The sequence below is a fragment of the Kluyvera sichuanensis genome (assembly GCF_040930405.1).
In the GTDB taxonomy this organism is placed as follows: domain Bacteria; phylum Pseudomonadota; class Gammaproteobacteria; order Enterobacterales; family Enterobacteriaceae; genus Kluyvera; species Kluyvera sichuanensis.
In genome coordinates this window covers 184961-210578 of the sequence record NZ_CP162271.1, presented here as the reverse complement: position 1 = coordinate 210578, position 25618 = coordinate 184961, and the positions used below count along the sequence as shown (strand labels likewise).

The window sequence follows — 25618 nt, the reverse complement described above, 5'->3', positions numbered from 1 at the left end:
GCGCTTGCGCTTACCGGGCCTACAATTTTAGTCAGCACACGTTGACTCATTTTTTATTTTCACCACGGTATACAGGAATACATCATGCAGTTTGACTGGAGCGTCATCTGGCCAGCCATTCCAATTTTGTTGGACGGCGCCAAAATGACTCTGTGGATTTCGATCCTTGGCCTGGCAGGCGGTATTATTATCGGTCTGCTGGCGGGCCTGGCCCGCACCTACGGCGGCTGGATTGCTAACCACATTGCCCTCGTGTTCATTGAAGTGATCCGCGGTACGCCGATCGTCGTGCAGGTGATGTATATCTACTTCGCCCTGCCGATGGCCTTCCCGGATATTCGCATCGACACCTTCACCGCAGCGGTGATCACCATCATGATCAACTCCGGCGCCTACATTGCCGAAATCACCCGTGGCTCGGTGCTGTCGATCCATAAAGGTTTCAGCGAAGCCGGTCTCGCGCTTGGTCTTTCCCGCCGCGAAACCATTCGTCACGTGATTATGCCGCTGGCCCTGCGCCGCATGCTGCCCGCACTCGGCAACCAGCTCATCATCAGTATCAAAGATACCTCGCTGTTTATCGTTATCGGTGCCGCAGAGCTGACCCGCAGCGGTCAGGAAATTATCGCCGGGAACTTCCGCGCACTGGAAATCTGGACCGCTGTTGGCGTTATCTACCTCATTATCACGCAGGTACTCAACATCGTGCTCCGCGTTCTTGAAAGAAGGATGAAAATCCTGTGATTGAATTTAAAAACGTCTCTAAGCACTTTGGCCAAACCCAGGTGCTGCATAACATCGATCTCAACGTCAAGCAGGGTGAAGTCGTGGTGATTATCGGGCCATCCGGTTCCGGTAAATCGACGCTGCTGCGCTGCATCAACAAGCTGGAAGAGATAACCAGCGGTGACCTGATCGTCGATGGTCTGAAGGTCAACGACCCGAAAGTGGACGAACGCCTGATTCGCCAGGAAGCGGGTATGGTGTTCCAGCAGTTTTATCTGTTCCCACACCTGACGGCGCTGGAGAACGTGATGTTTGGCCCAACCCGCGTGCGTGGTCTTAATAAGGCCGCTGCGGAGACGCTGGCCAAAGATCTGCTGGCGAAGGTCGGCCTTGCCGAGCGCGCTCATCACTACCCTTCTGAGCTTTCCGGCGGCCAGCAGCAGCGCGTAGCCATTGCCCGTGCGCTGGCGGTGAAACCGAAGATGATGCTGTTTGATGAGCCTACGTCGGCGCTTGACCCGGAACTGCGCCATGAGGTGCTGAAGGTGATGCAGGATCTGGCGGAAGAAGGTATGACGATGGTCATCGTGACCCACGAAATCGGCTTTGCCGAGAAAGTAGCATCTCGCCTGATCTTTATTGATAAAGGCCGGATTGCCGAGGATGGCAACCCGCAGGAGCTGGTGAAGAACCCACCAAGCCAGCGTCTGCAAGAGTTCCTGCAGCACGTCTCCTGATGCTAACGCCGTTTATTCCCTTGGGATAAACGGCGTTTTTTCTTAGCGTTTGCGTGCCAGGAAACGACGACGCTGTTCGTCATCCATAAACGACCAGGCGATAAAGCGACTCTGCTTCTGCCCCTGCGCCATCTCTTTTTTGACGACCTTCACCGCACCTACATCGGTCAACGCGCGGTACAGCGGCGGCAGGTTTTCGCCTTTGGATACCAGCGACGTAAACCACATCACCTGGCGAGCAAAACCTTTGCTCTCCGCGATCATCTGTTTGATAAAGGCCACTTCCCCACCTTCACACCACAGTTCCTGCTGCTGGCCGCCAAAGTTCAGCGCATCGTCACGGTCCTGACCCAGATTACGACGCTTACGCTCGCTTCCCGCGCGTGCCGCAGCCGCCGAATCATGGAACGGCGGGTTGCACAGGGTAGCATCGTACTGTTCATTTTTGTGGATCACGCCGTTGAACATCGCCGTCGTATCTTTCTGGCGACGCAGACGGATCATGCGGTTCAGCGATGGGTTCGCGCTCAGAATAGCCTGCGCGCTGGTAAACGCCTCAGCATGCGTTTCACTGCCGGTGAAGCGCCAGCCGTATTCATGCGCGCCAATCAGCGGATAGATACAGTTTGCGCCGACGCCGATATCCAGAATGTTGGCTCCTTTTACTACGTTACCGCTCTCATCGCTGAGCAGGTCGCCCAGGTGGTGGATATAATCCGCGCGTCCCGGTACCGGTGGGCAGAGGAAACCTTCTGGAATATCCCACTCTTTGACCGCATAGAAATGCGCCAGCAGCGCTTTGTTCAGCGTCTTCACCGCCAGCGGGTCAGCGAAGTTGATAGTCTGCTCGCCCGCCGGGCTGAGGGTAATAAAATCGCGCAGTGCGGGAACGGCCTGGCACAGCGCTTCGAGATCGTAGCGACTATGATGACGGTTACGCGGGTGTAAACCCGGTTTTTGGGTACTCATGACTTTCTCCTGTCGTAATGCGGCGTAAGATACCCGTTGACGACGGTGCGGTAAATAAGGGAGTCTGGATTCCTGCTTCTAAATAACAGGTGCGCTATGTATTTTTATGAGCCTTCCCACGGACATGGGCTGCCTCACGACCCGCTCAACGCCATCGTCGGGCCACGACCTATCGGCTGGATTTCCTCCGTCGACCCGCAGGGGCGGCGCAATCTTGCGCCCTACAGCTTTTTTAACTGCTTTAACTATCGCCCACCGATCATCGGTTTCGCCAGCAGCGGCTGGAAAGATAGCGTGCAGAATATTGTCGAAACCAAAGCGTTCGTCTGGAATCTGACCACGCGCGATTTAGCCATCGCCATGAACGAAACCTCCGCTTCGCTGCCGCACGGCGAGGATGAGTTTGCCCGCGCCGGGCTCACGGCCATCGATAGCCGGTTGGTGAAAGCGCCTCGCGTGGCTGAAAGCCCGGTTAACTTCGAGTGCCGCCTGTCGCAGTGCATTCAGCTCACCGGTGCGGACGGTACCGCCGTCGATACCTGGCTGGTGCTGGGCGAAGTGGTCGGCATTCACATTGACGAATCGCTGCTGGAAAACGGTATCTACCAAACCGCTAAAGCGCAGCCGGTGCTCCGCGCCGGTGGCCCGTCGGCCTATTACACCATTGATGAGCGTCATCGGTTTGACTTAATCCGCCCAGATGCCCGTCAGGCCTGAGCAATACCTCCCCGGGGTCGCCGTAAACGCCTCGCCCGGGCTACGTTTGATATGTAGCCCGGACGAGCGCAGCGACTTCGGGAAAATTGTCACCGCCTCTCTCCCACATCCATCTCACCAACATTTCCACCCCAATCAGCAGGATACAGTCCGCGCCGCACGTCCCGATGAAACGAGGAATACGGCCATTCTTTTACGGATGCCCCCATCCATGCTTCACCGGGTTGAAATAGCAGTAATCAACGTGCCGCCGGTAGTCTATTTCATCACGTAAAGTGTGCTCCCAAAAGCGAGGCTGCCAGATATTCCGCATTCTCAGCGTTTGAGTAAAATGCCGTTTGAGTGCCCGCCAGCGCTGTGAAAAATCCGAATCACCCGGCGGTAGCGTCCAGATGCAGTGCATATGCTCAGGCAGCACCACCCAGGCGTTGATGATGAAGGGTTGCACTCGTTGAACGTCAGCAACCGCTTGTCGTAGCGAACCATTATCATTGCTCCTTGCGTTAGACGCTCGCAGCAACGTAATCCCCAACGCGATATGGCGCAATTCATCAGTTTTGCTTGTGGAATACGGCACGCAATTTTTAACGCCGAGCCGCTCCGAGTCGGCGTAAACGCCTCGTCCGGGCTACGAACCTGTCTCCCGAGAGCCTCCTCAATGTGTAATCCTTATGTATAAAAAATGAAGAAACTGTAAAGCAATGTATTTATTTTTAGCTCAATGAGTGATAAAAAGTTACGCGTTTTGATAATGCTTCTCACAATCATTATCAACATCATTTAAAAAACATTAAGCAACCTGCAGTGGCAAAGGGGACATGGTGTGCCCGGTTGTCATCTTAAACATCGCTTTTAAAAATTATAAGACGCTCATTGATATGGATAAAAATCGCACTACCCCGTTCAGCAGCTTTGGCTCGCTCACCTTCTTTACCGGACTGTGCATTGGCCTGACGCCTGCTGCCCAGGCTGCGGACAGTAAAGAAAAAGGCCAGGGAGATACGCTGGTTGTTGAAGCGCAAGCCCCGTCGCTATATGCCCCGACAAAATCAGCCGACCCGAAATTCAGCCGCCCGATTGCCGACACCACGCGTACTGTGACGGTAATTTCCGAGCAGGTCCTTAAAGATCAGGGTGCAACTAACCTGACCGACGCGCTGAAAAACGTGCCAGGTGTGGGCGCATTCTTTGCGGGTGAAAACGGCAGTTCATCGACTGGCGATACCATCTATATGCGCGGTGCAGATACGTCGAACAGTATCTACATCGACGGCATTCGTGATATCGGCAGCGTGACGCGTGACACCTTCAACACCGAACAGGTAGAAGTGATTAAAGGCCCGTCTGGTTCAGACTATGGCCGCAGCGCGCCGACGGGCTCGATCAACATGATCAGCAAGCAACCGCGCCTGGACTCTGGTATCGATGCTTCAGCAAGCGTAGGCAGCGCGTGGTATCGCCGCGGCACGCTGGATCTGAACGAAGCCATCGGCGACACTACCGCCGTGCGCTTAAACCTGATGGGGGAAAAAACCCACGACGCCGGGCGTGATAACGTGAAAAACGAGCGCTACGGCGTTGCCCCTTCCATCGCCTTTGGTCTCGGGACGCAAAACCGTCTGTACCTGAACTATCTGCACGTCACCCAGCACAACACGCCGGATGGTGGTGTACCAACCGTGGGTCTGCCGGGCTACTCCGCGCCAAATGCGGCGACATCGGCGCTCAATAGCTCGGGCAAGGTGGATACGCACAACTTCTACGGTACCAACTCAGACTACGACGACTCCACTACCGATACGGTGACGATGCGTTTTGAACATGATTTCAACGACACCACCACCCTCCGCAACACCACCCGCTGGTCACAAATTAAGCAGGACTATCTGATGACGGCGGTGATGGGTGGGCCAACTAACATCGTTCAACCGAACCCTAACGATGTCGGTACCTGGACCTGGACGCGCAACGTCAACACCAAAGACGTGAGCAACAAGATCCTGACCAACCAGACCAACCTGACCTCGAAGTTCTACACCGGCGCTATCGGCCACGATATCAGCACTGGCGTTGAGTTTACCCACGAGCAGCAGACCAACTACGGCGTCTATCCGATGACCGCCCCGGCGGTGAATCTGTATAACCCGAACAGTAACGTCAACATCGGCAACCTGAGTCGTAGCGGCGCTAACGCTAACGGCCAGACCGATACCTTTGGCGTCTACGCCTTCGACACGCTGCAAATTACCCGTGATTTCGAACTGAACGGCGGCATTCGCCTGGATAGCTATCACACCGAATATGACAGCGCCTCACTGTGTGGCGGTACGGGACGTGGCGCGGTTGCTTGCCCAGCGGGCGTTGCCAAAAATACGCCGGTTACCACCGTCGATGCGACCAAATCCGGTAATCTGGTCAACTGGAAAGCGGGGGCGCTGTATCACCTGACGCAGAACGGCAACGTCTACGTCAACTATGCCATCTCCCAGCAGCCTCCGGGCGGCAGCAACTTCGCGCTGGCTGCTGGCGGCACGGGTAACAACGCCAACCGTACCGACTTTAAGCCGCAGAAAGCCAAAACCAGCGAGGCGGGCACCAAGTGGGAGTTACTGGATAAACGCCTGCTGCTGTCGGCAGCCCTGTTCCGCACCGATATTGAAAATGATGTTGAAGCCAACGACGACGGCACCTATTCGCAGTACGGCACCAAGCGCGTAGAAGGCTATGAGATCTCCGTTGCTGGCAACATCACCCCAGAATGGCAGGTCATTGGCGGCTTTACGCAGCAGCGCGCAACCGTCCAGCAGGGTGCCGATGTCGCGCAGGACGGTTCATCTTCGCTGCCGTACACGCCGGAGCATGCGTTCACCCTGTGGAGCCAATATCAGGCAACCGATGCCATTTCCGTCGGTGCGGGCGCACGCTATATTGGTAGCATGCATCGCGGCAAAGACGGTGCCATCGGCACGCCAGACTCCACCGACAGCTACTGGGTTGCCGATGCCAAGATTGGCTATCGCGTAAACAGCACGCTCGACCTGCAGTTGAACGCCTACAACCTGTTTGATACCAACTATGTTGCCTCGATTAACAAGAGCGGCTATCGCTATCATCCGGGCGAGCCGAGAACCTTCGTGTTAACGGCTAACGTACACTTCTAAGTATCATCGTGGGGCGCAAGCCCCACTTTTTTTAAGGAGAGATTCCCATGATGTACCGCATTCCTGGCGTGTTGAACGCTGACGAGGTTCGCCTGCTTGTTGAAGAGTTGGACCAGGCGGAGTGGGTAGACGGTCGAGCGACCGTCGGCGCGCAGGGTGCGCAGGTTAAGCAAAATCAGCAGGTCGACACTCGCAGCGAACGCTACGTCCGCCTGCAGGCGAAAGTGCTGGAGGCGGTGAATCGCCACTCGCTGTTCTTTGCCGCAGCGCTGCCCAAAACGATCTCCAGCCCGTTGTTCAACCGCTATCAGCAGCAGGAGACCTACGGTTTTCACGTCGATGGCGCGGTACGCCAGCATCCGCAAAGCGGCTGGATGCGCACCGACCTCTCCGCCACGCTGTTTTTGTCCGCTCCTGAGAGCTATGAGGGCGGCGAACTGACCATTAACGATACCTACGGCCAGCACGCGGTGAAGCTTCCGGCGGGCGATTTGGTGCTCTACCCTTCCAGCAGCCTGCACTGCGTCACGCCGGTGACCTCAGGCGTCCGCATTGCCTCCTTTATGTGGATTCAGTCAATGATTCGCGATGACAAACGTCGCGCCATGCTGTTTGAGCTTGATGGCAATATTCAGTCTTTAAAACGTCGTTACGGTGAGTCGGACGAGGCGCTTTCGCTGCTTAATCTCTACCATAACCTGCTGCGGGAATGGTCGGAAATTTAGCCCAAAATATTTCTCAAATTTTATGATGGAGATAAACGGGATCAGCGGATGATACGGCTATCAGTGGCTATCAACGGTAAACCGCTCCATCAAAAAACAAACTCATGACAAAAGTTTACGTCTAATTCATTTATTGGAATATAATGCTAATTAAAGGCGATTAACCCAGCCCTGGTGACAAATCTATACCTGAATATACAGAGCAATCGGTTATCTTTACGAGCACGCTTTTTGGCAAATAAAGTGGCAAATTGTGCGCTAGATCGCGCTCTTACCGCTAGACTCTCCGCAAACACATTCATTTCATGAATATTTTATTAATAATCAATACATTAATAATTGTTCAATTTTTTTGAGCATGGACATCAATTCTCTTCGATTTATTCCGTCGAAAAAAAACGTGATACTTCTCACATCGACGGAAACAACGTCATCCGAACAACATCACCTGCGAGAGATTAATGATGAAAACGATTAAATATGCTGTTGCTGCTATTGCCCTTTCTACCCTGTCTTTCGGTGCTTTCGCTGCACAACCGGTCACTCAGGAACAAGCGCAAAAAATGAATGAAATTGGTGTGGTATCTGCGAACGGTGCAAGCACGCTGGATGGTCTGGAAGCAAAACTGGCTCAGAAAGCTGCTGACGCTGGCGCATCCGGTTACAGCATCACCTCCGCTAACACCAACAACAAAGTTAGCGGCACCGCGGTTATCTACAAATAACCAACCGATGTAATACCCCGTGAGCCTGACCTCTCACGGGTGCTCCAACCCTCATTGAACTTGTTGATACCCTTGTTTGCCCGGCTGCCACGCCGGGCTTTTTTTTGCGCGGAATTTGGGGATGGTGATTTCCCGGGGTCACTTCGTTCGCCCTGGCTACGGAAAATGTAGCCCGGGCGAGGCGTTTACGCCGACCCCGGGGAGGCACTAAGGCTTAATACGACTGCGCCACTCGCGCCAGCCCCTCTTCAATACTCTGCACTTCACCCGTCGCCAGCAGGCAGCACGCGAGCTGAATTTTCAGCGAATGCGGCACCGGCTCAACGCCCGCCACACAGCGCTCAATCCACTGAGCGGTGATTTCAGGATCCTTGCTCGACGGCAGCACCACTTCCGTCTCCGGCTGCTCGCTCTGACGTTCATTGACCACTCGCGCCCCCTCAGCATCGATCAGCGTGATCTGCGGGCAACGCTGCGGGTTAGCGTACACCTCACCTTCCGTACCATGCATCAGCAGGCTACGCCCACCGATATCGGCAAAGAATTTCGCCACCTTCCCCACGTATTCGGGATGCGACACGCTGGACAGACGCAGCGCGGCATTCTCTTCAAACGGCGTGGCAAGCTTTGCCAGCGTATGGGCACTGTTGCGCACGCCAAGCTGCCAGCGGAAATTCAACTGTCGTTCCAGCGGCGGACACAGCGCGCCAACCGGAATATAGACCGGCTGATGGCCTTCGAGCTTTGCCTGCGCCTGACCGGCGTGACGGGTAGGCTCAATGCCCATCAGGGCAAAAATGGTTTCTGTAATGACCCGGGTTGGGTCTTCGCTCACGCCGTGCACCACCACCGGGAAGCCCAGCTTGTGCAACAGCATCGCCAGCAGCGGCGTCAGGTTGGCCTGTTTACGCGCACCGTTATAACTCGGAATGACGACAGGCATTGGCCTGCCTGCCGGCGGCGTTAAGCGCAGCGTCTTTTGCTGCATCGCGTCGTAGAAGCCAAGCATCTCCGCTTCACCTTCGCCCTTAATACGCATGGAGAGCAAAATCGCACCCATTTCCAGGTCCGGCACGTCGCCATCCAGCATATGGCTATACAGGCCGCGCGCGGTCTCCTGGTCCAGGTCACGAGCGTGATTTTTACCGCGCCCGATCTCTTTGATGATTTTGCGATAATCCATGTGCTGCTCCTTTTACATGCTCATTCAGCGGCTTCGTCCCGACGGCACAACGCTCGACCGGGCTACCGTTTTTTACGACGCGGCGATTTGGGTTTCGCCGTGGGGGCTTTTTGCTTCACTTCCGGCACTTCCGGGCGTTCAATCGGGAAAACCGGTAACGCATTCAGTAAACGCTTACCGTAGTTTTTGGTCAACAACCGCTTATCGTAGATAACCACTTCGCCCCAGCAGCCATGGCTACGGATAAGGCGCCCAACCTGCTGAATCAGGTTAAACGATGCGCTGGGCAGGCTCTGCACCTCAAAAGGATAGCGGTTGAGGCTTTTCAGCCACTCCCCTTCGGTGATCACCACCGGGCTATCGATCGGCGGGAAGGCAATTTTGTGGATATGCACCTGGGTGAGCAGGTCACCTTTCAGATCCAGCCCCTCGGCAAAAGATTGCAGGCCAACCAGTACGCTGCGCTCGCCGTTCTCCACCCGCTTACGGTGCAGTTCCACCAGCCGATAGCGCGGCTGATCGCCTTGCACCAGCAGCATCAGCCGCAGGTCGGTGACGTACTCGAGGAAACGCTGCATCGCGCGCCCGCTAGCAAACAGCACCAGCATGCCGTGATGTTTTTTACTCTCAACCTGCTCGCGGAAGTAGGCCGCCATTTCAGCAATATGCTGCTCTTCGTTATCGATAAGCGGCTCATACTGCATCTGCGGAATAACGATTTTGCCCTGCTCGACGTGGTTGAACGGTGAATCCAGCGCGACAAAGCGATCGCCCGCCTTCTCCTTCAGGCCGCTCATCTCCTGCAGACGGGAGAAACTGTTCAGTGAACGCAAGGTTGCCGAAGTGACGATAATATGCGGCACGCTGCGCCACAGCAGACGTTCTAGCTGATCGCTCACGCGAATGCCCACGCAGTGGAACCAGACGTGCATCTGCCCATCGCGCGCATCACGTGTCGCCCACTTGGTGACCGGCGCGCCCGACGCTTGAGAGAGCGAAGCCAGCCGCCACAGCTTGCTTTGGGACTCAAACATGCCCAGAGCGCGGTTCATCTGCAAAATAATGCGGTGCAGCCGCACGATGTCGTGGCTGCCGGTTTTTTCACTCAGATCGTTTAAGAACAGCTCGGCAAGCCCGCGCAGCATCTCGGTAAGCTTGGCCAGACGCTGGCAAATCTCCATCACCTCGTCGGGCAGTTCCCCCATCGGGAAACGGTGTTCAGCCTCCTGAGTGACCGGCAGATAGAGATTCAGAATAGTGTTGAGCGAGGCAATCAGTTCGTACAGCTCTTCGCAGTGGCCGTTCAGCCGTTCCGGCAGCGCCAGCGGCGGCGTGGTTTTCGGGCGGAACTGTTCCATGCAGGTCGCCACCAGCTTGCTGAAGAGATCGAGCTGCAGCCGATACCACGGCGCGGTAATCTCCGCGCTCATCTCCAGCGCGTCACGGGCGACGTCAGGCAAATGGTGGCCTTCATCCAGCACCAGCAGCAGGTTTTTCGGCTCTGGCAGCACCGCTTCGCTCTCCATCGCGGCCATCACCAGCGCATGGTTGGCAACCACCACTTCCGCCTCCTGAATTTCGCGGCGAGCGACGAAGAACGGGCATTCGCGGTAGTAGTGGCAGTTACGGTTCAGGCAGCTGGCTTTGTCGGTGCTCAGGCGACGCCAGAGATCGTCGTCAATGGCGATATCGGTGTGATCGCGCAGGCCGTCCCACTTGTAGCCGTCGAGGTCACCCTTCAGCTTTGCGCAGCGCTTCTGCTCTTCCTGATTGTTTGGTGTGAGTTCGTCGTCGAGGAACGCCAGCAGGTCCTGCTGGTTCGGCTCGGTGCTGGCCAGCGCCGCCAGATTACGCGGGCAGACGTAGCGCCCACGGCCAAAGGCCGCGGTAAAGCGCAGGTCGGGGATAATTTTGCGCAGTAGCGGCAGGTCTTTACTGTAGATTTGATCCTGCAAGGCGACGTTGGCGGTACTGACCACCAGCGTTTTTTGCTCTTCGCGGGCAATGGCAATGCCGGGGATCAGATACGAGAGCGTTTTGCCGACGCCGGTCGGCGCTTCAATCGCCAGGTGCCGTCCCTCTTCTCCCGCCAGCGTTTTGGCGACGTCCGCAATCATCTGCCGCTGCGGCGCGCGGGGAATAAAGTCGGGGATCTGTTCCTGGAGCGCCTTGTACCAGGCGGCGATTTGCGCTTTTAGCGCAGCGGTCAAAGCCATGAGAAAACCTGAGATACTGTATAAACAGCCACTATTGTGGCATTTTCTGTACGCCGCCGCAAAAAAGAAAGCCCGGCTTTCGGCCGGGCTCGCAATTTACTGCGCTGCTGCAGGTTTACGCGGGCGGCGCGGTGGACGTGGCTTGTCGCCTGCCGGCTTGCCTTCCGCACTGCGCGGTTTGGCTTTCGGCGCACCGCCATCGTTACGACGCGGCTGCTGCTGGCTGCGACCCGCACCCTGGCCTTGACCCTGGCTCTGACCGCGGCCACGGCCACCGCCGTTGCCACCGTTACCGCCACCACGCTGCTGGCGACCGTTCTGAATCGGCTCGGCTTTGATTGACGGATCGACGTCATAGCCGTCGAGAGCGATACGTGGGATCTCTTTCTTCAGCAGGCGTTCGATGTCACGCAGCAGTTTGAGTTCATCAACACACACCAGAGACAGCGCTTCACCTGTCGCCGCCGCACGGCCGGTACGGCCAATACGGTGCACATAATCTTCCGGCACGTTCGGCAGCTCGTAGTTCACCACGTGCGGCAGTTCTTCGATATCCAGGCCACGCGCCGCGATGTCGGTTGCCACCAGCACGCGAATATCACCGGATTTAAAATCTGCCAGCGCACGTGTACGCGCACCCTGCGATTTGTTGCCGTGGATTGCCGCACTGCGGATGCCGTCTTTGTTCAACTGCTCCGCCAGATGGTTCGCGCCGTGTTTGGTACGGGTGAAGACCAGCACCTGCTGCCAGTTACCCTGGCCAATCATCTGCGACAACAGCTCGCGCTTACGTTTTTTATCGACCATATGCACATGCTGCGTCACCTGCTCGGAAGCGGTGTTGCGACGCGCCACTTCGATTTCCAGCGGGTTGGTCAGCAGCTTTTCAGCCAATGATTTGATGTCGTCAGAGAAGGTCGCGGAGAACAGCAGGTTCTGGCGTTTGGCTGGCAGCTTAGTCAGCACACGACGGATATCGTGGATAAAGCCCATATCCAGCATGCGGTCCGCTTCGTCCAGCACCAGAATTTCAATCTGGTCCAGCTTCACCGCGTTCTGATGTTCGAGGTCCAGCAGACGGCCAGGCGTTGCCACCAGAACGTCAACGCCGCCACGCAGCTTCATCATCTGCGGGTTAATGCTCACCCCGCCGAAAACCACCAGCGAACGGATGTTCAGGTAGCGGCTGTATTCACGGACGTTTTCGCCAATCTGGGCGGCCAGCTCACGGGTTGGCGTGAGGATCAGCGCGCGCACCGGGCGACGGCCTTTAACGTGCGGCTCGCGAGAAACCAGCAGCTGCAGCAGTGGCAGCGTAAAGCCTGCGGTTTTACCGGTACCGGTCTGCGCGCTCGCCATCAGGTCACGGCCCTGCAGTACAGCAGGAATCGCCTGCTGCTGAATAGGAGTGGGTTCCTGGTAGCCCTGCTCAGCAACGGCACGCAGAATATCGGGGTTCAGTCCGAGGGAATCAAAAGACATACATACTCCACACCCACCCCGACCGCACGCGGTGTAGTTTTCGAGGGGATAAAAAACGGGGGAATGACAAAAACCACAATGTCATGAAGGGGCGGAGTGTAGCAGTTTTTGTGATGCACCGCATAAATTATCCCCTCCGGGGGAGAAAACAAGATTATTCACCAGACTGGACAAGTTTAAAAACGCAGCATAGTCTTAATCAATCGTTTGATTAATTTTGGTGGTACCATGAGCACAACGCCAATAACCAGCAAAGGTGAGCAGGCCAAAAGCCAGCTGATAGCCGCGGGGCTCGCCCAGTTTGGCGAGTACGGGCTCCATGCCACCACCCGAGACATTGCCGCCCAGGCCGGGCAGAATATCGCGGCAATTACCTACTATTTTGGCTCAAAAGAAGATTTATACCAGGCCTGCGCGCAGTGGATTGCCGACTTTATTGGCGAAAATTTCCGCCCGCATGCCGAAGCGGCAGAACAGCTCTTTGCCCAGCCAGAGCCGGACAGAGACGCCATACGCGCGCTGATCCTCCGCGCCTGCCAGAACATGATTTTGCTGCTGACCCAGGACGATACCCTGAACCTCAGCAAGTTTATCTCCCGCGAGCAGCTTTCGCCGACCGCCGCCTACCAGCGGATCCACGATCAGGTCATCGCCCCGCTGCACGCACACCTCACCCGGCTGATTGCCGCCTATACTGGCTGCGACGCCAACAGTACGCAGATGATCCTCCATACCCACGCGCTGCTCGGCGAAGTGCTGGCCTTTCGCCTGGGACGGGAAACCATCCTGATGCGTACCGGCTGGTCGCAGTTTGATGCCGACAAGGCCGAGCAGATTTTCCAGGTGGTGACCTGCCACATCGATTTGATTTTGCAAGGACTGACGCAAAGGAGCCTGAAGTCATGAAAAAACCGGTAGCGCTTATTCTGGTCGTGGTGGCCATCGTCGCCCTGATTGGCGGCGGAACATGGTGGTATCAGAGTCGGCAAAATAACGGCCTGACCCTGTACGGGAACGTCGATATCCGCACCGTTAATATGAGCTTCCGCGTCGGCGGCCGCCTGCAATCGCTATCGGTTGACGAGGGGGATGCCATCAAACAGGGGCAGACGCTGGGCGAATTGGATAAAGCACCGTTTGAAAACGCGCTGATGCAGGCAAAAGCCAACGTCGCCACCGCCCAGGCGCAGTACGACCTGATGATGGCGGGCTACCGGGCCGAAGAGATTGCGCAGGCGGCAGCGGCCGTCAAACAGGCGCAGGCCGCCTATGACTATGCGCAGAGCTTCTTGCAGCGCCAGCAGGGGCTGTGGAGCAAACGGCTGTTATCGGCAAACGATCTGGAAAACGCGAAATCCTCACGTGACCAGGCGCTGGCGACGCTGAAATCCGCGCAGGATAAACTGAGCCAGTACCGCGCCGGTAACCGTCCGCAGGAAATCGCCCAGGCCAAAGCCAATCTGGAACAGGCGCAGGCGCAGCTGGCGCAATCCACGCTGGACTTACAGGACACCGTGCTCACCGCCCCTTCTGACGGTACGCTGCTCACCCGCGCCGTGGAACCCGGCAGCATGCTCAGCGCAGGCAGCACGGTGCTGACGCTCTCCCTGACCCGCCCGGTCTGGGTTCGCGCCTACGTCGATGAAAAAAATCTCAGCCAGGCGCAGCCGGGTCGCGAGATCTTGCTCTATACCGACGGTCGCCCGGATAAGCCGTATCACGGCAAAATTGGCTTTGTTTCGCCTACCGCAGAATTCACCCCAAAAACCGTTGAAACGCCGGACCTGCGTACCGACCTTGTCTATCGTCTGCGCATTATCGTGACCGATGCCGACGATAGCCTGCGTCAGGGGATGCCGGTCACCCTGCGCTTTAGCGATGGGTCGCGCCATGAGTGACCAGCAGATTCAGCTGCACGGGCTGGTTAAACAGTTCGCTGGCATGAATAAACCGGCGGTGGCGAAGCTGGACTGCACGATTAACGCTGGCTACGTCACCGGGCTGGTCGGCCCGGACGGTGCGGGGAAAACCACGCTGATGCGCATGCTGGCGGGGTTATTGAAGCCTGACGACGGCAGCGCCGTGGTGCTGGGGCTCGACCCGATTCGTGACGATAGCGCCCTGCACTCAGTGATGGGCTATATGCCGCAGAAGTTCGGTCTTTACGAAGACCTCACGGTGATGGAGAACCTCAACCTCTACGCCGACTTGCGCAGCGTCACCGGCGAAGCGCGTGAGAAAACCTTCGCTCGCCTGCTGGAGTTTACCGCGCTCGGCCCGTTCACCTCGCGTCTGGCCGGTAAGCTCTCCGGCGGTATGAAACAGAAACTGGGGCTCGCCTGTACGCTGGTTGGCGAACCGAAGGTGCTGCTGCTCGATGAGCCCGGCGTTGGTGTTGACCCGATCTCCCGCCGCGAGCTGTGGCAGATGGTACATGAACTGGCAGGCGATGGGATGCTGATCCTCTGGAGCACCTCCTATCTCGATGAAGCCGAGCAGTGCCAGGACGTGCTGCTGATGAACGAAGGCGAGCTGCTCTATCAGGGCGAACCCACCGCCCTCACCCGTACCATGGCCGGGCGCAGCTTTTTAATGCATAGCCCGGTGGAGAATAACCGCCGGCTGCTACAGCACGCGCTGAAGCAGGAGATGGTCAGCGACGGCATGATTCAAGGGCGCTCGGTAAGGGTTATCCTGAAGAAATCGGCAACCGCCGAAGATCTCAAACGCGCGCCGGGAATGCCGAAATTAGAGATTGAAGAAACCACGCCGCGCTTTGAAGATGCGTTTATCGATCTGCTCGGCGGTGCGGGCACCTCAGAGTCTCCGCTGGGGGCGATTCTGCACACCGTTCAGGGCACGGCGGATGAGACGGTGATCGAAGCCAGACAGCTCACCAAGAAATTTGGTGATTTCGCCGCCACCGACCACGTGAATTTTGCCGTCAAGCGCGGCGAGATTTTCGGCCTGCTCGGGCCAAACGGCGCGGGAAAATCCACCACCTTCAAGATGATGTGCGGCCTGTTAGTGCCAACTTCCGGCAATGCGTTAGTGCTGGATATGGATCTGAAAACCGGTTCGGGCAAAGCTCGCCAGCATTTGGGCTATATGGCGCAGAAGTTTTCCCTCTACGGCAACCTGACCGTAGAGCAGAACCTGCGCTTCTTCTCCGGTGTATATGGCCTGCGCGGTCGCGTGCAGAACGACAAAATTGAGCGCATGAGCGAGGCGTTTGGCCTGAAGGAAATCGCTCGCCACACCACCGACGCGTTACCACTGGGCTTTAAGCAGCGTCTGGCGCTGGCCTGCTCGCTAATGCACGAGCCGGATATTCTGTTCCTCGATGAACCCACCTCGGGCGTTGACCCCATCACTCGCCGCGAATTCTGGCTGCATATCAATAGCATGGTGGAAAAAGGAGTCACCGTGATGGTGACCACTCACTTTATGGATGAAGCGGAGTACTGCGACCGTATTGGCCTGGTCTATCGCGGCAAGCTGATTGCCAGCGGCACGCCGGACGATTTGAAAGCCAAAGCCGCGGATGAGCAACAGCCTGACCCCACCATGGAGCAGGCGTTTATCACCCTCATCCACGACTGGGATAAGGAGCATGCCGATGAGCGCTAAAGGGCTATCGTGGCGGCGCGTGCGTGCGCTGTGCGTGAAGGAGACGCGGCAGATCGTCCGCGATCCCAGCAGTTGGCTGATTGCGGTAGTGATCCCGCTGATGTTGCTGTTTATTTTTGGCTACGGCATTAACCTCGACTCCAGCAAGCTGCGGGTTGGCGTGCTGCTCGAACAGCAGAGCAAAGAGGCGCTGGACTTCACCCATACCCTCACCGGCTCGCCCTACATAGACGCCACCATCAGCGACAACCGCCAGCAGCTGATTGAGATGATGCAGGCCGGACGCATTCGCGGCCTGGTGGTGGTGCCGGTCGATTTTGATAAGAAAATGGCCCGCCCCGGCGACGATGCACCGATTCAGGTGATCACCGACGGCAGCGAGCCTAATACCGCTAACTTTGTGCAGGGCTACGTCGAGGGGATCTGGCAGTTGTGGCAGAAACAGCGCGCCGAGGACAACGGACAAAGCTTCGAACCGCTTATCGACGTGCAAACCCGCTACTGGTTTAACCCGGCGGCCATCAGCCAGCACTTTATTATTCCAGGGGCGATAACCATCATTATGACGGTCATCGGCGCGATTCTGACCTCGCTGGTGATCGCCCGCGAATGGGAACGCGGCACCATGGAGGCGTTGCTCTCCACCGAAGTGACCCGCGTCGAGCTGCTGCTGTGCAAGCTTATCCCCTACTACTTCCTCGGCATGCTGGCGATGCTGCTTTGTATGCTGGTATCGGTGTTTGTGCTCGGCGTGCCGTATCGCGGTTCGCTGGTGATTCTGTTTTTCATCACCAGCCTGTTTTTGCTCAGCACGCTGGGAATGGGGCTGCTGATTTCGACCATCACCCGCAACCAGTTTAACGCTGCGCAGGTGGCGCTCAACGCCGCGTTTCTGCCGTCGATTATGCTGTCCGGGTTTATTTTCCAGATAGACAGTATGCCAGCGGCTATTCGCGTGGTGACCTATATCATTCCGGCGCGCTATTTCGTCAGCACCCTGCAAAGCCTGTTTCTGGCGGGGAATATTCCGGTGGTGCTGATGGTCAACACGCTGTTTTTGATTGCCTCGGCGGTGATGTTTATTGGTCTGACGTGGATGAAAACCAAACGTCGGTTGGATTGATGCTTTCCCGGGGTCGCTACGCTCGCCCGGGGACAATGGAGAATTCACATGCTGTACCGCTTATGGACGCTTATCCGCAAAGAGCTACAGTCGCTGCTGCGCGAGCCGCAGACGCGTGCCATTCTGATCATGCCAGTGCTGATCCAGGTACTGCTGTTCCCCTTTGCCGCCACGCTAGAGGTGACCAACGCCACCATCGCCGTCTATAACGAGGATAACGGTAAGCATTCGGTAGAGCTGACCCAGCGCTTCGCCCGCGCCAAAGCGTTTACCCACGTTCTGCTGCTGCAAAGCCCGCAGGAGATCCAGCCAACCATCGACACCCAGAAGGCGCTGCTATTAGTGCGCTTCCCGGCCGATTTCTCGCGTAATCTCGACACGTTCCAGACCGCGCCGATGCAGCTGCTGCTCGACGGGCGTAACTCGAACAGCGCCCAGATTGCCGCTAACTATCTCCAGCAGATCGTAAAAAACTACCAGCAGGAGCTACTGGAGGGGAAAGCGAAACCCAATAACAGCGAGCTGGTGGTGCGTAACTGGTATAACCCCAACCTCGATTACAAATGGTTTGTAGTGCCGTCGCTGATCGCCATGATTACCACCATCGGCGTGATGATCGTGACCTCACTGTCGGTGGCGCGTGAACGCGAACAGGGCACGCTTGACCAGCTGCTGGTCTCCCCGCTCGCCACCTGGCAAATTTTCGTCGGCAAGGCGGTGCCCGCGCTGATTGTGGCAACCTTCCAGGCAAGCATCGTGCTGGCAGTCGGGATCTGGGCCTATCAGATCCCCTTCGCCGGATCGCTGGCGCTGTTCTACTTTACGATGGTGATTTACGGACTCTCGCTGGTGGGCTTTGGGCTGCTTATCTCGTCGCTGTGCTCGACGCAGCAGCAGGCGTTTATCGGCGTATTCGTCTTTATGATGCCCGCGATTTTGCTTTCAGGGTACGTGTCGCCGGTGGAGAACATGCCGCTGTGGCTGCAGCATCTGACGTGGATAAACCCGATTCGTCACTTTACCGATATCACCAAGCAGATCTATTTGAAGGATGCGAGTTTGTCGATTATCTGGGGGAGTTTGTGGCCGCTACTGTTTATAGCGGCCACGACGGGATCAGTGGCGTACGCGATGTTTCGCCGCAAGATCGCCTGAGGCTTTCTCTTTCACCAGCAGCGAGAACACGGCTGGGCCAGCAAGGATAGCGAGCCCGGCCAGCGCCAGCAGGTAGTTATTGTGCAACACGCGTGACAACAGCCAGACGACAATCATCGCCGCGCCAAAATACCAGGTGGTGGTTAACTCTTCGAGCACGTCGGCGAAGGCACGCCAGCGCTGCTCCGGGTGGCGCTGCAGCGCCAGCATCAATACGACGGTCACGGCATACAGCACGCAGAGCCCGAGGCCAACGCGTACCAGCGCGCCGCCCATCCAGCCCATCACCAGTGCGGCGACGACCAGTAAATGCAACATAATCTGCCAGCAACTGAGTCCTGTTGCGACACGAATTCGTTGTTGCCACTTCATGGCTTCTCTCCTGAAGAATTTTATTCGCTTATTCAGAGTACTCAAGTCTACGGAAAATTCCGTAATAGTGGTGCTTTTTGTGACGCTGTTGTCACTATTTTCACCAACAGAGTGATGAATTGTGCCTAAACATTCATTTAACGAAGAGGAAAATGCAGGGGATTAGGTGAGATTCCCGGCGCCGCTGTGCTCGGCCGGGCTACAAATTCGAGTCTGTAGCCCGGCCGAGCGCAGCGACGTCAGGGGGTATTTAACGGCGGTTACCGAAAATACGCAGCAGCATCAGGAACAGGTTGATGAAGTCGAGATACAGCGTCAGCGCGCCGAGAATGGCGTATTTGCGCAGGTTCGACGAATCGCGAACGTCAATCTGCTCGCCGATATTTTTCAGCTTCTGGGTGTCATAGGCGGTCAGGCCAACGAACACAATTACCCCGATGTAGGTAATCGCCCACATCAGCGCATCGCTTTTCAGCCAGAAGTTCACCAGCGACGCCAGCACGATACCAATCAGCGCCATAAACAGCATGTTGCCAAAGCCGCTCAGGTCGCGCTTCGTGGTGTAGCCGTACAGGCTCATAATACCGAACATCCCGCCGGTCACCACGAAGGTGCTGGCGATGGACGAATAGGTATAGACGATGAAAATACTCGATAGCGTCAGCCCGGTGAGCGCTGAATAGAGCATAAACAGCGTGGTCGCCATGCCTGCGCTAAGACGCTGAACCATGCCCGAAAGCACGAACACCAACGCCAACTGCGCGATGATCAGCCCAAAGAAGGTAATTTTGCTGGAAAAGACAAACATCATCACCGCGGGAGTGTTAGCCGCATACCAGGCGATAAACGCCGTCAGCAGCAACCCGCAGGTCATCCAGCCATATACCTGAGCCATATAGGTCTGCAGACCGCTACGCGCCTGCACAATTGAATCGGACCGAGGGAATCGTTCCATGACTTTCTCCTGAGTGTGAGTAGAACTTATTCTAAGCGTATCACATTCACGGCTTACCAGCGCTCGGCAGCGTGTTTATCGCTGTCGCGGGCTTCTACCCAGCGCTCACCTTCCGGCGTGGCTTCTCGCTTCCAGAACGGCGCACGGGTTTTCAGGTAGTCCATGATAAATTCGCCGGCGTCAAACGCGCTGCTGCGGTGCGCGCTGGTCACTCCGACAAACACAATCTCTTCACCAGGCCACATTTCACCAATACGGTGGATGACCGTCACGCGGCCGAGCGGCCAGCGTTCGCGCGCGGCCTCAACGATTTCTGCCAGCGCTTTTTCAGTCATGCCAGGATAGTGCTCCAGGGTCAATGCTTTGACGCTATCGCCCAGGTTGTGATTACGCACCTTGCCGGTAAAGGTCACTACCGCGCCATCTTCATCGCGCTCGGCAAGCCACGGGTATTCATCCCCAACGTTGAAGCGTTCGTGGCGGACGATAATTCGGGTCTCGCTCATCTTAACCTCCTGTTACCGGTGGGAAAAATGCCACTTCGTCGCCGTCTGCAACCGGATGGTCGAAGCTCACCAGCGTCTGATTCACCGCCGCCAGCAGCTTGCCCTCTTCCAGCGCCAGAGACCAGCGCCCTTCCTGCGCCGCCAGATGCTGGCGTACCGCTTCAACCGTTGCAAACTCAGGCGCCAGCGCCAGCGAATCGGTGCCCACCAGCTCGCGGACCTGAGCAAAAAACAGCACATTAATCATAGGAATCCGCCTTGAAATCGCCCGATTTTCCGCCGCTTTTCGCCAGCAGACGAACCGGGCCAATGACCATATCTTTTTGCACCGCTTTGCACATGTCGTAAATCGTCAGCGCGGCGACCGAGGCGGCCGTCAGCGCTTCCATTTCAACGCCGGTTTTCCCGGTCAGGCGACAGAGCGATTCAATGCGCACGCGGTGATGTTCTGGTTCGGCCTGCAGGTTAACTTCCACCTTGCTCAACATCAGTGGATGGCACAGCGGGATAAGATCCCAGGTGCGCTTGGCCGCCTGAATACCGGCGATGCGCGCCGTGGCGAACACGTCACCTTTGTGGTGGCTGCCTTCGATAATCATCGCCAGGGTTTCCGGCTGCATGGTAACAAACGCTTCAGCGCGCGCTTCGCGAACGGTTTCCGCCTTGGCGGAGACATCCACCATGTGGGCTTCACCCGCCGCGTTGATATGGGTCAGTTGCGACATCGTTTATTTCTTCAGATGAGGGTGGAAGTTACACGGACGCGTACGGGCATCCAGCTGCGGGGCAATAATGTTGTCCCACGCGGTACGGCAGGCTTTAGTTGAACCCGGCATCGCGAAAATCAGCGTCCGGTTCGCCATACCGGCGACGGCGCGGGACTGCAGCGTCGCGGTGCCAATCTCTTCAAAGGAGAGCATGCGGAACACTTCGCCAAAGCCTTCGATTTCGCGGTCGAACAGCGGCAACAGCGCTTCCGGGGCCTGGTCGCCATCGGTCAGACCGGTACCGCCGGTAATCAGGACCACCTGTACGTCGTCGCGGGCAATCCAGGCGGAAACCTGGGCGCGAATCTGATAGCGGTTCTCTTTGACGATGGCCTTATCGACTATCTGGTGCCCGGCTTCCTGGGCAGAGTCGCGCAGGAAGTGGCCGGAGGTGTCATCTTCTTCGCCGCGACGGTTGGAAATAGTAAGAATAGCAATGCGTGTCGGGATAAATTCAGCGCTCACCTGACTCATTTACGTGCTCCTTGATTTGGAATTATCCACCAATATAGGACAAATTCTGCGTAATTCCGGTATTACCCTGATGCAGGAAGTGGGTCTGCTTTTTGTGGGTTAACGCTTCGGCGATGCGTGCTTCCAGCGCCTGCTGCTGAGCGTCGTCCGCCAGCAGTTCACGCAGGTCAACGCCACCGTCGCCAAACAGGCACAGATGCAGCTTCCCAATGGACGATACGCGCAGACGGTTACAGCTGGCGCAGAAGTCTTTCTCATACGGCATAATTAAGCCGATTTCCCCTTCGTAGTCGGGGTGACAGAAGACCTGCGCCGGGCCGTCGCTGCGTTGACGGATTTGATGGATCCAGCCGCGTTTGAGCAGTTCATCGCGCAGCACCATGCCAGAGATATGGTGCTTGCGGAACAGCTCGCTGCTTTCGCCGGTTTCCATCAGTTCAATAAAGCGGAGTTGAATGCGGCGCGGTTTGATCCACGCCAGAAAGGTGTCGAGCTGATGATGGTTAACATCGCGCATCAGCACGGTGTTGACCTTCACTTTTTCAAAGCCCGCGGTAAAGGCGGCATCGATGCCGTCCATAACCTGGCGGAATTTATCCTGGCCAGTGATGGCGTGAAACTGACGCGCGTCCAGACTGTCGACGCTGACGTTAATCGCGGTTAAGCCCGCATCGCGCCAGCCCGCGACGTCGCGCGCCATACGGTAACCGTTGGTGGTTACGGCAATCTGGCGGATAGCGGCATTCTCTCTCACAGCGGCGATAACGTCGGTAAAGTCGCGACGCAGCGAGGGTTCCCCGCCGGTCAAGCGCACTTTTTCCGTACCCAACGCCGAAAAGGCGCGCGTCACCCGGCGAATTTCGTCCAGAGACAGAAATCCGTTATTGGTGACCCCGTTAGGCTGGTAGCCGTTTGGCAGGCAGTAGGTGCAGCGAAAATTGCATACGTCGGTAATCGACAAACGCAGATAGTAGAAGCTGCGTGCATACGCATCAGTGAGTTGTGAAGCCATAGACACCTTTCCAAATACGGGAGGCGAGATCATTTCTTCCTTCGCCCTGGCAACAGCGTTGGCTGTTGCGGCCAAAGCGCCCTATTTTTCAACTTAGGCACAGAGGCTAGAGTGTGTTGTTCAACCTGCATGGCAGGATGACTGAACCATGTTATGCCGAATAGTAGCGCGAGAATAAAGGTTTCGCCATTTTCGCTTTCGCTATATAAACTTGTACATAGCGAGCCTATCGTGCACTTTCCCTACAGAATACGTAAAAATCACGTTTTTGCATTGATATACGTCATTTTGCTGGGGGTGGAGCATCGTCTTTTAGAGGTAGTTAGGCTAATGTAAGCAGGTTTTTCAGACATAAGGAAGTTGTATGCGCAATCGCACTTTTGCCGATCTCGACCGCGTTGTGGCGCTCGGCGGCGGGCACGGACTTGGACGCGTGATGTCGTCTCTCTCCTCCCTTGGTTCTCGCCTGACCGGCATTGTCACCACCACCGATAACGGCGGCTCAACGGGGCGTATCCGTCGTTCGGAAGGCGGCATCGCCTGGGGCGATATGCGCAACTGTCTTAATCAGTTAATTACCGAACCCAGCGTTGCTTCGACGATGTTTGAGTATCGTTTTGGCGGTAACGGCGAACTTTCTGGACATAACCTCGGAAATTTGATGTTAAAGGCGCTCGACCACCTGAGCGTACGGCCTTTAGAGGCGATCAATTTAATAAGAAATCTGCTGAAAGTTGAGGCTTCACTGATTCCCATGTCCGAGCAGCCGGTCGATTTAATGGCGATTGATAGCGAGGGGCATGAAATCTACGGCGAAGTGAATATCGATCAGCTTGCGCTGCCGCCGCAGGAGCTAATGCTAACGCCGTCGGTTTCCGCGACCCGCGAGGCGGTGCAGGCTATCGCCGAGGCGGATCTGATTCTGATTGGCCCCGGCAGTTTTTACACCAGCCTGCTGCCTATTCTGCTGCTGCCAGAGATTGCCCAGGCGCTGCGCCGCACCCCGGCACAAATGGTTTACATTGAAAACCTCGGCCGGGAGCACAGCCCCGCAGGCCATTTAACCCTCAGCGACCGCCTTGCGCTGCTGGAGCACTACATTGGTAAACCCGTTATCGATGCCGTAATTGCTGGCCCCAAAACCGATATCAGCGGCGTAGAGGGGAAACTGGTGATCCAGCAACCGCTGGAGGCCAGCGACATTCCGTATCGCCACGATCGCCATCTGTTACGTGCTGCGCTAGAAGAGGCGCTTCAGGCTTTTGGTCGCGTTTCCTTAAAATCTTAAGGTTGTCTTAAAAAACGTCAGGCAGCATAGCGAGCATCAATCTCTTTGGGTTCAACGTTATGCTTCGCCTGTTTCGCCATCGTCCTGCCGTCAGCCGACTGACCTACATCATCCTGTTTTCGCTGTACATCGCTCTGGCGCTGAACATCGTATTCTATCGCCAGGCCTTTACGCTGCTGCCGGTCGATGGCCTGCACAACGCGCTGGTGTTCCTGTCCATGCCGGTAGTCGCCTTCGCGGTGATGGCTATTTTGCTGGCCCTGGCTTCGGTGGTTCGCTTAGAGAAAGTTGCCGCGACGCTGTTTATTTTGCTTAGCGCCAGCGCGCAGTATTTCATGATGAACTTCGGCATCATTGTCGACCGTTCGATGATTACCAATATTCTCGATACCACCCCTGCGGAAAGCTACGCCCTGCTCTCCGGGCAGATGATTATGGTATTTGCCTTTACCGCTCTGCTCTCTATTGCGCTTGCCTGGTGGATCAAAATTAAACCGGCAGCAAGCGTGTGGCGCGGCACAATAATGCGTGCGGGCACCGTTCTCGTATCGGCGCTGTTAATTCTTCTGGTCGCCGGCCTGTTCTATAAAGATTACGCGTCGCTGTTCCGCAATAATAAAGAGCTGGTGAAATCGCTTAACCCGTCGAACAGCATTGTGGCGATGAACTCCTGGTATTTTCACCATGAGATGGATAACTTGCCGCTGGTGAAAATTGGCGAAGATGCCAAACAAAAAGCGGTGATGAAAAACGGCCCGCGTAAAAATCTGACGATATTAATCGTCGGCGAAACATCACGCGCCGCTAACTTCTCACTGGGCGGTTACGAACGTGAAACCAACCCATTGCTGGCAAAAGATAACGTCGTCTATTTCCCGAAAACAGCCTCCTGCGGGACAGCCACGGCGGTCTCGGTTCCGTGCATGTTCTCTAATATGCCGCGCACTGGTTATGACGAGTCGTTAGCGCACCACCAGGAAGGGCTGCTGGATATCATTCAGCGGGCCGGGATTCAAGTGCAGTGGAACGATAACGATGGCGGCTGTAAAGGCGCCTGCGACCGCGTGCCGCACCAGGATGTCACCGCGCTGAACCTGCCAGGGCAGTGCATCAATGGCGAATGCTACGATGACGTGCTGTTCCATGACCTCGAAAAGACTATTGATAGTATGCAGGGTGACGGCGTCATCGTGCTGCACACCATTGGCAGCCACGGCCCAACCTATTACAACCGTTATCCGCCAGAATTCCGTCGCTTCACGCCAACCTGCGACACCAGCGAAATTCAGTCCTGTACTCAAGAGCAGCTAAAAAATAGCTACGACAACACGATTTTGTACGTCGACCATATTGTCGATAAAGCGATAAAACTGCTGCAATCAAAGCAAGATAAATTCACCACCAGCCTGGTTTACCTTTCCGACCACGGTGAATCTTTGGGTGAAAACGGCGTTTATTTACATGGGCTGCCTTATTCCATTGCCCCGGAAACGCAAAAACATGTGCCAATGCTGTTATGGTTATCTGATGATTATCAGAAGCGCTATGGCGTTAATTACGCCTGCCTGCAGCAAAAGGCCAAAGAAAATGACTACTCGCAGGATAATCTGTTCTCTACAATGCTGGGATTAACGGGCGTAGAGACCCAGGAATATCGCGCAGCGGATGATATATTAGCCACCTGTAAATAGAGGC

General features: G+C 56.3%; 24 protein-coding genes, 1 pseudogene and 1 riboswitch. Of the genes and pseudogenes, 13 read left to right on the top strand and 12 right to left on the bottom strand.

The window, feature by feature from the left end:
• Positions 1–84 precede the first annotated feature (84 nt).
• A complete protein-coding gene (gene glnP, locus AB2B48_RS01030; RefSeq protein ID WP_185666688.1) occupies positions 85–744 on the top strand; it encodes a glutamine ABC transporter permease GlnP in 660 nt (219 codons plus the stop codon).
• On the top strand, positions 741–1463 hold the full coding sequence (gene glnQ, locus AB2B48_RS01025) for a glutamine ABC transporter ATP-binding protein GlnQ (protein ID WP_185666689.1): 723 nt from the start codon (positions 741–743) through the stop codon (positions 1461–1463). Before glnP ends, glnQ begins: the two co-directional genes overlap by 4 nt.
• A 42-nt stretch (positions 1464–1505) precedes the next feature.
• Here the strand turns inward: glnQ and rlmF are convergent, their stop codons facing one another.
• Positions 1506–2432 carry a 23S rRNA (adenine(1618)-N(6))-methyltransferase RlmF gene (gene rlmF, locus AB2B48_RS01020; protein WP_333012090.1) on the bottom strand — a complete coding sequence of 309 codons (927 nt, stop codon included), beginning with the start codon at positions 2430–2432 and terminating at the stop codon, positions 1506–1508.
• Between the two features lie 96 nt (positions 2433–2528).
• Between rlmF and AB2B48_RS01015 the strand changes: the two genes are divergently transcribed.
• Positions 2529–3149, top strand: a complete 621-nt coding sequence (locus AB2B48_RS01015) for a flavin reductase family protein (RefSeq protein WP_368300565.1) — start codon at positions 2529–2531, stop codon at positions 3147–3149.
• 89 nt (positions 3150–3238) lie between these two features.
• Here AB2B48_RS01015 and AB2B48_RS01010 read toward each other — a convergent pair.
• Positions 3239–3627: pseudogene (locus tag AB2B48_RS01010) on the bottom strand (transposase); the annotation flags it as partial.
• Positions 3628–4027: 400 nt separating this feature from the next.
• On the opposite strand from AB2B48_RS01010, the gene AB2B48_RS01005 reads away from it, so the two are divergent.
• From AB2B48_RS01005 to ybiJ, 3 genes are all read left to right on the top strand, one after another.
• Entirely contained in the window at positions 4028–6310 is a 2283-nt protein-coding gene (locus tag AB2B48_RS01005; RefSeq protein ID WP_368300564.1) for a catecholate siderophore receptor Fiu, read from the top strand.
• Positions 6311–6357: 47 nt separating this feature from the next.
• Positions 6358–7035, top strand: a complete 678-nt coding sequence (gene ybiX / locus AB2B48_RS01000; RefSeq protein ID WP_220438376.1) for a PKHD-type hydroxylase YbiX — start codon at positions 6358–6360, stop codon at positions 7033–7035.
• A gap of 464 nt (positions 7036–7499) precedes the next feature.
• A complete protein-coding gene (ybiJ, locus tag AB2B48_RS00995; protein WP_185666760.1) occupies positions 7500–7760 on the top strand; it encodes a DUF1471 family protein YbiJ in 261 nt (86 codons plus the stop codon).
• A 214-nt stretch (positions 7761–7974) separates the two neighbouring features.
• Here ybiJ and ybiB read toward each other — a convergent pair whose 3' ends face one another.
• From ybiB to rhlE, 3 genes are all read right to left on the bottom strand, one after another.
• Positions 7975–8943: a DNA-binding protein YbiB gene (gene ybiB, locus AB2B48_RS00990; protein WP_368300563.1), complete on the bottom strand. Its 969-nt coding sequence runs from the start codon at positions 8941–8943 to the stop codon at positions 7975–7977.
• 62 nt (positions 8944–9005) lie between these two features.
• Positions 9006–11159 (bottom strand): ATP-dependent DNA helicase DinG, encoded by a 2154-nt coding sequence (gene dinG, locus AB2B48_RS00985; RefSeq protein ID WP_368300562.1) that lies wholly within the window; start codon positions 11157–11159, stop codon positions 9006–9008.
• A 96-nt stretch (positions 11160–11255) separates the two neighbouring features.
• Positions 11256–12641: an ATP-dependent RNA helicase RhlE gene (gene rhlE, locus AB2B48_RS00980; RefSeq protein WP_333500144.1), complete on the bottom strand. Its 1386-nt coding sequence runs from the start codon at positions 12639–12641 to the stop codon at positions 11256–11258.
• A 228-nt stretch (positions 12642–12869) separates the two neighbouring features.
• On the opposite strand from rhlE, the gene cecR reads away from it, so the two are divergent.
• The 5 genes from cecR to AB2B48_RS00955 are packed head-to-tail and all read left to right on the top strand — an operon-like array spanning position 12870 to position 18549.
• A complete protein-coding gene (gene cecR, locus AB2B48_RS00975; RefSeq protein ID WP_368300561.1) occupies positions 12870–13547 on the top strand; it encodes a transcriptional regulator CecR in 678 nt (225 codons plus the stop codon).
• Positions 13544–14539, top strand: coding sequence for a secretion protein HlyD (gene hlyD / locus AB2B48_RS00970; RefSeq protein WP_368300560.1), 996 nt, complete (start codon positions 13544–13546; stop codon positions 14537–14539). Before cecR ends, hlyD begins: the two co-directional genes overlap by 4 nt.
• Positions 14532–16271, top strand: coding sequence for an ATP-binding cassette domain-containing protein (locus tag AB2B48_RS00965; RefSeq protein WP_368300559.1), 1740 nt, complete (start codon positions 14532–14534; stop codon positions 16269–16271). Before hlyD ends, AB2B48_RS00965 begins: the two co-directional genes overlap by 8 nt.
• Complete coding sequence (locus AB2B48_RS00960; protein WP_185666700.1) at positions 16261–17394, top strand: ABC transporter permease; 1134 nt, start codon at positions 16261–16263, stop codon at positions 17392–17394. Before AB2B48_RS00965 ends, AB2B48_RS00960 begins: the two co-directional genes overlap by 11 nt.
• Before the next feature lie 48 nt (positions 17395–17442).
• Entirely contained in the window at positions 17443–18549 is a 1107-nt protein-coding gene (locus AB2B48_RS00955) for an ABC transporter permease (RefSeq protein ID WP_185666701.1), read from the top strand.
• On the opposite strand, the gene AB2B48_RS00950 is transcribed toward AB2B48_RS00955, so the two are convergent.
• From AB2B48_RS00950 to moaA, 7 genes are all read right to left on the bottom strand, one after another.
• Positions 18511–18921 (bottom strand): YbhQ family protein, encoded by a 411-nt coding sequence (locus tag AB2B48_RS00950; protein WP_220438392.1) that lies wholly within the window; start codon positions 18919–18921, stop codon positions 18511–18513. The genes AB2B48_RS00955 and AB2B48_RS00950 overlap by 39 nt on opposite strands.
• A 250-nt stretch (positions 18922–19171) precedes the next feature.
• Positions 19172–19876, bottom strand: coding sequence for a Bax inhibitor-1 family protein (locus AB2B48_RS00945; protein WP_035892249.1), 705 nt, complete (start codon positions 19874–19876; stop codon positions 19172–19174).
• 53 nt (positions 19877–19929) lie between these two features.
• Positions 19930–20382 carry a molybdopterin synthase catalytic subunit MoaE gene (gene moaE, locus AB2B48_RS00940; protein WP_368300558.1) on the bottom strand — a complete coding sequence of 151 codons (453 nt, stop codon included), beginning with the start codon at positions 20380–20382 and terminating at the stop codon, positions 19930–19932.
• A 1-nt stretch (position 20383) separates the two neighbouring features.
• Entirely contained in the window at positions 20384–20629 is a 246-nt protein-coding gene (gene moaD, locus AB2B48_RS00935; RefSeq protein WP_185666703.1) for a molybdopterin synthase sulfur carrier subunit, read from the bottom strand.
• A complete protein-coding gene (moaC, locus tag AB2B48_RS00930) occupies positions 20622–21107 on the bottom strand; it encodes a cyclic pyranopterin monophosphate synthase MoaC (protein ID WP_035892244.1) in 486 nt (161 codons plus the stop codon). Before moaC ends, moaD begins: the two co-directional genes overlap by 8 nt.
• Positions 21108–21110: 3 nt before the next feature.
• Positions 21111–21623: a molybdenum cofactor biosynthesis protein B gene (moaB, locus tag AB2B48_RS00925; protein ID WP_035892242.1), complete on the bottom strand. Its 513-nt coding sequence runs from the start codon at positions 21621–21623 to the stop codon at positions 21111–21113.
• A gap of 22 nt (positions 21624–21645) precedes the next feature.
• Positions 21646–22635 (bottom strand): GTP 3',8-cyclase MoaA, encoded by a 990-nt coding sequence (gene moaA / locus AB2B48_RS00920; RefSeq protein WP_220438394.1) that lies wholly within the window; start codon positions 22633–22635, stop codon positions 21646–21648.
• Positions 22623–22759: riboswitch (molybdenum cofactor riboswitch) on the bottom strand. (Overlaps the previous gene by 13 nt.)
• A gap of 240 nt (positions 22760–22999) precedes the next feature.
• Here moaA and yvcK point away from each other — a divergent pair.
• Together yvcK and eptA are read left to right on the top strand one after the other, a co-directional pair.
• Positions 23000–23923, top strand: coding sequence for a uridine diphosphate-N-acetylglucosamine-binding protein YvcK (gene yvcK / locus AB2B48_RS00915; protein ID WP_185666706.1), 924 nt, complete (start codon positions 23000–23002; stop codon positions 23921–23923).
• 59 nt (positions 23924–23982) lie between these two features.
• Positions 23983–25614 (top strand): phosphoethanolamine transferase EptA, encoded by a 1632-nt coding sequence (gene eptA, locus AB2B48_RS00910; protein ID WP_368300557.1) that lies wholly within the window; start codon positions 23983–23985, stop codon positions 25612–25614.
• The last annotated feature ends 4 nt before the right edge of the window (positions 25615–25618 follow it).

Coding starts and splice junctions, on each gene's coding strand:
- AB2B48_RS01015 (WP_368300565.1), top strand. CDS start 2,529: ATGTATTTTTATGAGCCTTCCCACGGACATGGGCTGCCTCACGACCCG.
- moaE (WP_368300558.1), bottom strand. CDS start 20,382: ATGAGCGAGACCCGAATTATCGTCCGCCACGAACGCTTCAACGTTGGG.
- ybiX (WP_220438376.1), top strand. CDS start 6,358: ATGATGTACCGCATTCCTGGCGTGTTGAACGCTGACGAGGTTCGCCTG.
- AB2B48_RS00960 (WP_185666700.1), top strand. CDS start 16,261: ATGAGCGCTAAAGGGCTATCGTGGCGGCGCGTGCGTGCGCTGTGCGTG.
- AB2B48_RS01005 (WP_368300564.1), top strand. CDS start 4,028: ATGGATAAAAATCGCACTACCCCGTTCAGCAGCTTTGGCTCGCTCACC.
- hlyD (WP_368300560.1), top strand. CDS start 13,544: ATGAAAAAACCGGTAGCGCTTATTCTGGTCGTGGTGGCCATCGTCGCC.
- moaB (WP_035892242.1), bottom strand. CDS start 21,623: ATGAGTCAGGTGAGCGCTGAATTTATCCCGACACGCATTGCTATTCTT.
- cecR (WP_368300561.1), top strand. CDS start 12,870: ATGAGCACAACGCCAATAACCAGCAAAGGTGAGCAGGCCAAAAGCCAG.
- glnP (WP_185666688.1), top strand. CDS start 85: ATGCAGTTTGACTGGAGCGTCATCTGGCCAGCCATTCCAATTTTGTTG.
- moaD (WP_185666703.1), bottom strand. CDS start 20,629: ATGATTAATGTGCTGTTTTTTGCTCAGGTCCGCGAGCTGGTGGGCACC.
- eptA (WP_368300557.1), top strand. CDS start 23,983: ATGCTTCGCCTGTTTCGCCATCGTCCTGCCGTCAGCCGACTGACCTAC.
- dinG (WP_368300562.1), bottom strand. CDS start 11,159: ATGGCTTTGACCGCTGCGCTAAAAGCGCAAATCGCCGCCTGGTACAAG.
- rhlE (WP_333500144.1), bottom strand. CDS start 12,641: ATGTCTTTTGATTCCCTCGGACTGAACCCCGATATTCTGCGTGCCGTT.
- moaC (WP_035892244.1), bottom strand. CDS start 21,107: ATGTCGCAACTGACCCATATCAACGCGGCGGGTGAAGCCCACATGGTG.
- rlmF (WP_333012090.1), bottom strand. CDS start 2,432: ATGAGTACCCAAAAACCGGGTTTACACCCGCGTAACCGTCATCATAGT.
- AB2B48_RS00945 (WP_035892249.1), bottom strand. CDS start 19,876: ATGGAACGATTCCCTCGGTCCGATTCAATTGTGCAGGCGCGTAGCGGT.
- ybiJ (WP_185666760.1), top strand. CDS start 7,500: ATGAAAACGATTAAATATGCTGTTGCTGCTATTGCCCTTTCTACCCTG.
- AB2B48_RS00965 (WP_368300559.1), top strand. CDS start 14,532: ATGAGTGACCAGCAGATTCAGCTGCACGGGCTGGTTAAACAGTTCGCT.
- AB2B48_RS00950 (WP_220438392.1), bottom strand. CDS start 18,921: ATGAAGTGGCAACAACGAATTCGTGTCGCAACAGGACTCAGTTGCTGG.
- AB2B48_RS00955 (WP_185666701.1), top strand. CDS start 17,443: ATGCTGTACCGCTTATGGACGCTTATCCGCAAAGAGCTACAGTCGCTG.
- moaA (WP_220438394.1), bottom strand. CDS start 22,635: ATGGCTTCACAACTCACTGATGCGTATGCACGCAGCTTCTACTATCTG.
- yvcK (WP_185666706.1), top strand. CDS start 23,000: ATGCGCAATCGCACTTTTGCCGATCTCGACCGCGTTGTGGCGCTCGGC.
- ybiB (WP_368300563.1), bottom strand. CDS start 8,943: ATGGATTATCGCAAAATCATCAAAGAGATCGGGCGCGGTAAAAATCAC.